General features: G+C 41.6%; 5 protein-coding genes, 1 tRNA gene and 2 pseudogenes. All 8 read right to left on the bottom strand.

Features of this window, described 5'->3' with window-relative positions; genetic code table 11:
• A pseudogene (gene rpoB, locus BN338_RS06000) lies at positions 1–2,882 on the bottom strand (DNA-directed RNA polymerase subunit beta); the annotation flags it as partial.
• Positions 2,883–3,189: 307 nt separating this feature from the next.
• Positions 3,190–3,560 (bottom strand): annotated as a pseudogene (gene rplL, locus BN338_RS05995) (50S ribosomal protein L7/L12).
• Positions 3,561–3,661: 101 nt separating this feature from the next.
• Positions 3,662–4,180, bottom strand: a complete 519-nt coding sequence (gene rplJ, locus BN338_RS05990) for a 50S ribosomal protein L10 (protein ID WP_012231475.1) — start codon at positions 4,178–4,180, stop codon at positions 3,662–3,664.
• Between the two features lie 357 nt (positions 4,181–4,537).
• On the bottom strand, positions 4,538–5,242 hold the full coding sequence (gene rplA / locus BN338_RS05985) for a 50S ribosomal protein L1 (RefSeq protein ID WP_039760004.1): 705 nt from the start codon (positions 5,240–5,242) through the stop codon (positions 4,538–4,540).
• Positions 5,243–5,246: 4 nt separating this feature from the next.
• The gene (gene rplK / locus BN338_RS05980; RefSeq protein WP_039760001.1) at positions 5,247–5,675 is read right to left on the bottom strand and encodes a 50S ribosomal protein L11; all 429 of its coding nucleotides are present in this window, start codon (positions 5,673–5,675) and stop codon (positions 5,247–5,249) included.
• A 149-nt stretch (positions 5,676–5,824) separates the two neighbouring features.
• Positions 5,825–6,355, bottom strand: coding sequence for a transcription termination/antitermination protein NusG (gene nusG / locus BN338_RS05975; protein ID WP_039759998.1), 531 nt, complete (start codon positions 6,353–6,355; stop codon positions 5,825–5,827).
• A gap of 20 nt (positions 6,356–6,375) precedes the next feature.
• On the bottom strand, positions 6,376–6,588 hold the full coding sequence (gene secE, locus BN338_RS05970; protein ID WP_039759995.1) for a preprotein translocase subunit SecE: 213 nt from the start codon (positions 6,586–6,588) through the stop codon (positions 6,376–6,378).
• 222 nt (positions 6,589–6,810) lie between these two features.
• Positions 6,811–6,886: transfer RNA gene (locus BN338_RS05965), tRNA-Trp, on the bottom strand.
• Positions 6,887–6,938 lie beyond the last annotated feature (52 nt).

The raw sequence follows: 6,938 nt of genomic DNA, 5'->3' as shown, positions 1-6,938 counted from the left end.
CGCTCAATTTCTTCACGCTCAATTGCCATAGCGCGCTCATCTTTTTCCACACCATGGCGATTAAAAACGCGAACTTCAACAACAGTACCAAATGTCCCAGGCGGCATACGCATAGAAGTATCACGAACATCAGATGCCTTTTCACCAAAAATTGCACGCAGAAGCTTTTCTTCCGGTGTCATGGGACTCTCACCCTTTGGTGTAATCTTTCCAACCAAAATATCACCCGGTTGAACTTCAGCACCAATATAAATAATGCCAGCTTCGTCAAGATTCCTTAATGCTTCTTCCGCAACATTAGGAATGTCGCGCGTAATTTCCTCAGGCCCAAGTTTTGTATCACGTGCTGCAACTTCAAATTCCTCGATATGAATTGACGTAAACACATCATCCGCAACAATGCGCTCAGATAACAAAATGGAATCTTCGTAGTTGTATCCATTCCAAGGCATAAAGGCGACAAGAACATTTCGCCCAAGAGCCAAATCACCAAGATCCGTAGATGGACCATCTGCAATGATATCACCCTTCTCTACCCGATCACCGACATGCACAAGAGGGCGCTGATTAATACAAGTAGATTGATTAGAACGCTGAAATTTTTGTAAGCGATAAATATCAACGCCTGATTTTGAAGGATCTAAATCTTCTGTTGCACGGATAACAATACGGGTAGCATCAACTTGATCAACAATACCACTCCGTTTTGCGCTTACAGCGGCCCCTGAATCTCGCGCAACAACGGCCTCCATTCCCGTACCAACAAATGGTGCTTCAGCGCGTACAAGAGGAACTGCCTGACGCTGCATGTTTGATCCCATCAACGCGCGGTTCGCATCATCATTTTCCAAAAAGGGAATAAGCGCAGCAGCAACTGAGACCAACTGTTTTGGTGAAACATCCATCAAATCAACATGATCGCGCGGCGCCATTAAAACTTCACCAGCATGACGGCAAACAACAAACTCTTCTGTAAAACGGCCTTCACTATCTAATGAAGAATTTGCTTGAGCAACATAGTGCTTTGCTTCTTCCATTGCTGAAAGATAAATAACTTCTTTGGTGACTTTACCATCAATAATTTTACGATATGGACTTTCAATAAAGCCATATTTGTTAACCCGAGCAAATGTTGCTAAGGAATTAATGAGACCAATATTGGGACCTTCCGGTGTTTCAATTGGACAAATACGACCATAATGGCTAGGATGGACGTCACGAACTTCAAAACCCGCACGTTCACGAGTCAATCCTCCTGGACCAAGAGCAGAAAGACGGCGCTTATGGGTGATTTCCGACAATGGATTGGTTTGATCCATAAACTGCGACAATTGTGAAGACCCAAAAAACTCACGAACTGCTGCTGCAGCAGGCTTTGCATTGATTAAGTCCTGCGGCATAACTGTATCAATTTCAACCGATGACATACGTTCTTTTATCGCACGCTCCATACGAAGGAGACCAATGCGATATTGATTTTCCATCAACTCCCCAACGGAACGAACACGACGATTGCCAAGATTATCAATATCATCAATTTCACCACGGCCATCACGTAATTCAACCAACATCTTAACAACAGCGAGAACATCCTCTTGACGTAAAATGCGAACTGTATCTGGGCAATCAAGATCCATACGCAAATTCATCTTAACACGTCCAACAGCTGAAAGATCATAACGCTCTGGATCAAAAAACAATGAATGGAACATTGCTTCTGCTGTATCGATTGTTGGAGGCTCACCTGGACGCATTACTCGGTAAATATCAAACAATGCATCCTGTCGACTTTCATTTTTATCCACCTTTAAAGTATTGCGGATATAGGCACCAACATTCATATGATCAATATCAAGAATATTGATTTGGTCAACACTAACATCAAGCAAAACTTTTAATACTTTTTCATCAATTTCATCGCCAGCTTCAAGGTAAATCTCACCTGTCTCATAATTGACAATATCTTCTGCAAGATAACAGCCTAATAAATCATCTTCACTAACTTTAACCGCTTTGAGCCCCTTTTCTGCTAAAGATTTTGCGGTGCGAACTGTTAGCTTCTTACCAGATTCCACAACAACTTCACCACTATCTGCATCGATGAGGTCAGAAATGAGCTTCATTCCTTTAAAACGATCAACAGAATAAGGAACACGCCATCCTGCTCCATCACGCTCATAAGTCACTTTATCATAAAACGTTGACAAAATATCCGACGCATCCATACCGAGTGCCATTAAAAGACTGGTAACAGGAATCTTACGCCGCCGATCAATACGCGCATAAATGATGTCCTTAGCATCAAACTCAATATCCAGCCAAGAGCCGCGATACGGAATCACACGAGCCGCAAAAAGAAGCTTTCCCGATGAATGCGACTTCCCTTTATCATGATCAAAAAAGACACCTGGAGAACGGTGCATCTGAGAAACAATAACACGCTCGGTACCATTAACGATAAAGGTACCATTGGTCGTCATTAAGGGCATATCGCCCATATAAACGCCCTGCTCTTTGATGTCTTTGATATCTTTGGAGCCAGTATCCTCATCAACATCAAAAACAATCAAACGCAATATCACCTTTAATGGAGCTGCATAAGTTAAATCACGTTGACGACATTCTTCAACATCAAATTTTGGTAAATCAAATTCATAACCAACAAACTCAAGCATAGCTGTACCGGAAAAATCGGAAATAGGAAATACCGATTTAAAAACAGCTTGCAAACCTTCATCTGGTCGTCCACCTTTCGGTTCCTCAATCATGAGAAACTGATCATATGACGCTTTTTGAACCTCAATAAGATTCGGCATCTCTGCTACTTCAGGAATCTTACCAAAAAATTTGCGTACCCGCTTACGACCATTGAATTGAGACATCATTGCGTGAGTCTGAGCCATCGTCGCTCCTTGATCCTTACTCTTCAAGGTAGACCAACCTTGAAAGTCTTATATCATTAACCTGCATATGCAGACCAGTTCACTTGACACCCAATCATGAGCATCGTTAACTTTCCTCACCAACATAAGCCTTTCTTTGAATTGGCTCTATGATGAGGGATGAGTAGACCAACCCTATACCACTACTGCAATTAAACTGTTGGCAAAAGGTTTTTTTACTCATTACTTTTTCTCTTTTTAGAGAAAGAAAATCGGCGAACCTAAATGTCCGCCGATAAAATTAAATTTATTTAAGTTCAACTTTAGCACCAGCAGCTTCAAGTTGAGATTTAATTTTTTCTGCCTCTTCTTTAGAAGCGCCTTCTTTAATAGGCTTAGGTGCTCCTTCAACAAGATCTTTAGCTTCTTTAAGACCAAGTCCCGTAAGAGCACGAACTTCTTTAATAACATTAATTTTTTGCGCGCCACCTTCAACAAGAATAACATCAAATTCGTTTTTTCTTCAGCAGCTGGAGCAGCAGCACCAGCAACAGCAGCAACAGCTACAGGAGCAGCAGCCGAAACGCCCCACTTTTCTTCAAGTAGCTTAGAAAGCTCAGCAGCTTCCAAAAGGGTTAGATTAGAAAGGTCTTCTACGATCTTCGCTAGATCAGCCATTTTAAAATTCCTTTAATTAAAAGATTTGAACCATTATTAAAATTTATTCAAAAAAACAGAAAAGCATTAAAGCTCTTCCATCAACATGAATACAAACAGCCTTAAGCCGCCTTATCCTCCTGAGCATATGCTCCAATGACACGTGCAACCTGACCTGCAGGCGCATTAACAACCTGTGCAATACGGGTAGCAGGAGTAGAAATCATACCCACAAGTTTTGCCCGCAATTCATTTAATGAAGGCAATGAAGCCAATGACTTCACAGCGTCTACAGTTAAACTTGTTGCGCCCATTGAACCGCCAAGGATGACAAATTTGTCATTGCTTTTTGCAAAATCAACAGCAACCTTTGGTGCTGTGATTGGATCTTCTGAATAAGCAATAAGTGTTTGTCCTGTAAACAAACCCGCGATCGATTCAGATTCCGTGCCCTGAAGAGCGATTTTAGCAAGACGGTTTTTGGCGACTTTAACGGCACCGCCAGCTTCACCCATTTTCGAACGCAGATCGTTCATCTGTGAAACTGTCAGACCGGAATAATGTGCAACAACAACAGAACCAGACTTTTGAAAAGCCTCGTTAAGCCATGTAACAAATTCGCGTTTTTCCGCTCTATTCACTGTCTCTCTCCATTTAACAGATTTGCTTAAAACAAACCTGTTGGTTACCTTTGATAACATAAAATATTTCATGCTACCGATGAGGATCCTGTCCCCTTTTTCACGCACAACGTTCAAAGGCAACCCTGGCTCAAACCCTTTAAGTCTTTTAACTCTCAGTTTTTTACCCCAGTCTCATGTAGGTTTTTTTTGATTAAGATACTTAAAGCATCACCTACAATCTCGGACAGGACATTCCGGAATCCCTCCCGGAACAACCTAAGCCCTATAAAGCTTAGATGGCTAAATGCCAGTCAAAACCGACATCTAAAATATAATTTTGATCGTCACTTACCTCAAAAAAAATTATAAATCAGCTTATACTGACTCTGAACGAACCGTTGCTGGATCAACTTTAACACCAACCCCCATAGTCGAAGAAACAGCAACGCGCTTAATATACTCACCTTTTGCACCTTGCGGTTTTGCTTTCATAACAGCACTGGCAAAAGCTTTAATATTTTCTACGATTTTTTCAACGCCAAAAGAAGCTTTCCCAATACCTGCATGCACAATACCAGCTTTCTCAACACGAAATTCGACAGCACCACCTTTAGAAGCTTTGACAGCACCGGCAACATCAAGTGTTACAGTACCAACTTTTGGATTTGGCATCAAACTCCTTGGACCAAGAATCTTACCAAGACGACCAACAAGAGGCATCATATCTGGTGTCGCAATACAACGATCAAAGTCAATCACCCCCCCATTAATGCTTTCAAATAAATCTTCAGCACCCACAACATCAGCTCCTGCTGCCTTAGCCTCCTCAGCCTTATCACCACGAGCAAAAACGGCAACACGAATATTTCGCCCCGTTCCGTTAGGCAAATGAGCAACACCTCGAACCATCTGATCAGCATGACGAGGGTCAACACCCAAGTTCATTGAAATTTCAATTGTTTCATCAAACTTAGCTACGGCACGCTCCTTAACCATTGAAACAGCATCACTCAAAGCGTAAAGTTGATTAAAATCAACACCTTTGCGAATATTTTTTATTCTCTTTGCTACTTTTGCCATAACATTAGCCCACCACTTCCAAGCCCATCGAGCGCGCAGAGCCTTCAACCATACGCATTGCTGCCTCAATGTCATTCGCATTAAGATCTTTCATCTTTGATTCCGCAATCAAACGAATTTTATCGCGAGAGATACTTCCTACAGACACTTTACCAGGCTCTTTTGAACCAGATTTTAACTGCGCCTCCTTCTTTAAAAAGAACGATACAGGAGGTGTCTTGAGAGAAAACGTGAAAGACTTATCTTGGTAATACGTAATAATAACTGGAATCGGTGCTCCCTTTTCCATTTCTTGTGTAGCTGCATTAAACGCTTTACAAAATTCCATGATATTAATACCACGCTGTCCAAGAGCTGGACCAATTGGTGGAGACGGAGTAGCAGCCCCTGCAGGAACCTGCAACTTGAGCTGACCTATACTTTTTTTTGCCATAATAATCTGCCTTCAATTTCACTGGTACGCTAACAATTCATCTTGTTCGCTACCCTCTGCAGTCATGTGGTTTGGATCATTAAGCCGACAAAAGCTATAAATCACCTCCCACTCCTTCCTTAAAGCAATAAAAACTACTCTAAGTTTAATCAAAGTTTTTCAACCTGACCAAATTCCAATTCAACGGGCGTAGGACGCCCAAAAATGAGCACTTCAACCTTAAGACGAGAGCGCTCTTCTTCAACCTCTTGAACAATTCCATTAAACGAAACAAAAGGACCATCAGCAACGCGAACTTGCTCTCCAACCTCAAACAACACAGAAGATTTTGGAGATTCAACCCCTTCCTGAACTTGTTTGAGAATTTGCTCAACCTCTCGATCAGAAATGGGAACAGGACGCGCATCCGACCCCAGAAAACCTGTCACCTTAGGCGTATTCTTAATAAGATGATAAGCTTCATCCGTTAATTCAGCACGAACAAGAACATAGCCAGGAAAAAACTTTCGCTCACTATCAACTTTGCGTCCACGACGAACTTCTACAACACGTTCTGTTGGAACAAAAATCTTTTCAAACAGATGATCAAGCCCTTTTTGCTTCGCCTCCTTATCAATAGCTTCCGCTACTTTTTTTTCAAAATTTGAATATGCCTGAACAATATACCAACGAGCCGCCACAGTCACACTTCCTTACATTCTCAACCAAAAAGATATTTCAGAAGATCAATAACCCGCCAAACACTAAAATGCATAACCTGATCCACAATAAAAAAGAAAGCAGAAGCCAATGCCGTTACCAGCAAAACCATAACAGTAGAAATAACTATCTCGCGGCGCGTAGGCCACTTTACTTTAACTGTTTCTGCATAAACCTGCTTCAAAAAGGCAATTGGATTGGTTTTAGATGCCATCGTCACACTACACTCTCTCTAGCCCTATATACTCTCTTCTCGTCCTATTGTGTTCTATACAAAAAGATAAATACGAAAAAAATGCAAAAGCCAATTTCCAGACTGATGCAATTTTCTACTTCCTATTCAATAGCGTTTCACAAACAAAAAAACAAGCCCCATATAAAAAAAAGCGAAAAAGTCAGCAAAACCCACCCCCTCATATCTGATCCCATTCCCCTTTGGCAGGGGCAGCAGGACTTGAACCCGCGACCTGCGGTTTTGGAGACCGCCGCTCTACCAACTGAGCTATACCCCTAACTCTCAAAACTAAAACACCTTTAGTAACCCTTTAACAAGCATTATTTATT

It is taken from the genome of Bartonella queenslandensis AUST/NH15 (assembly GCF_000312585.1).
Classification (GTDB): Bacteria; Pseudomonadota; Alphaproteobacteria; order Rhizobiales; family Rhizobiaceae; genus Bartonella; species Bartonella queenslandensis_A.
Note: the sequence above shows the minus strand (reverse complement) of the source record. Positions and strands in the feature narration are given on the sequence as shown.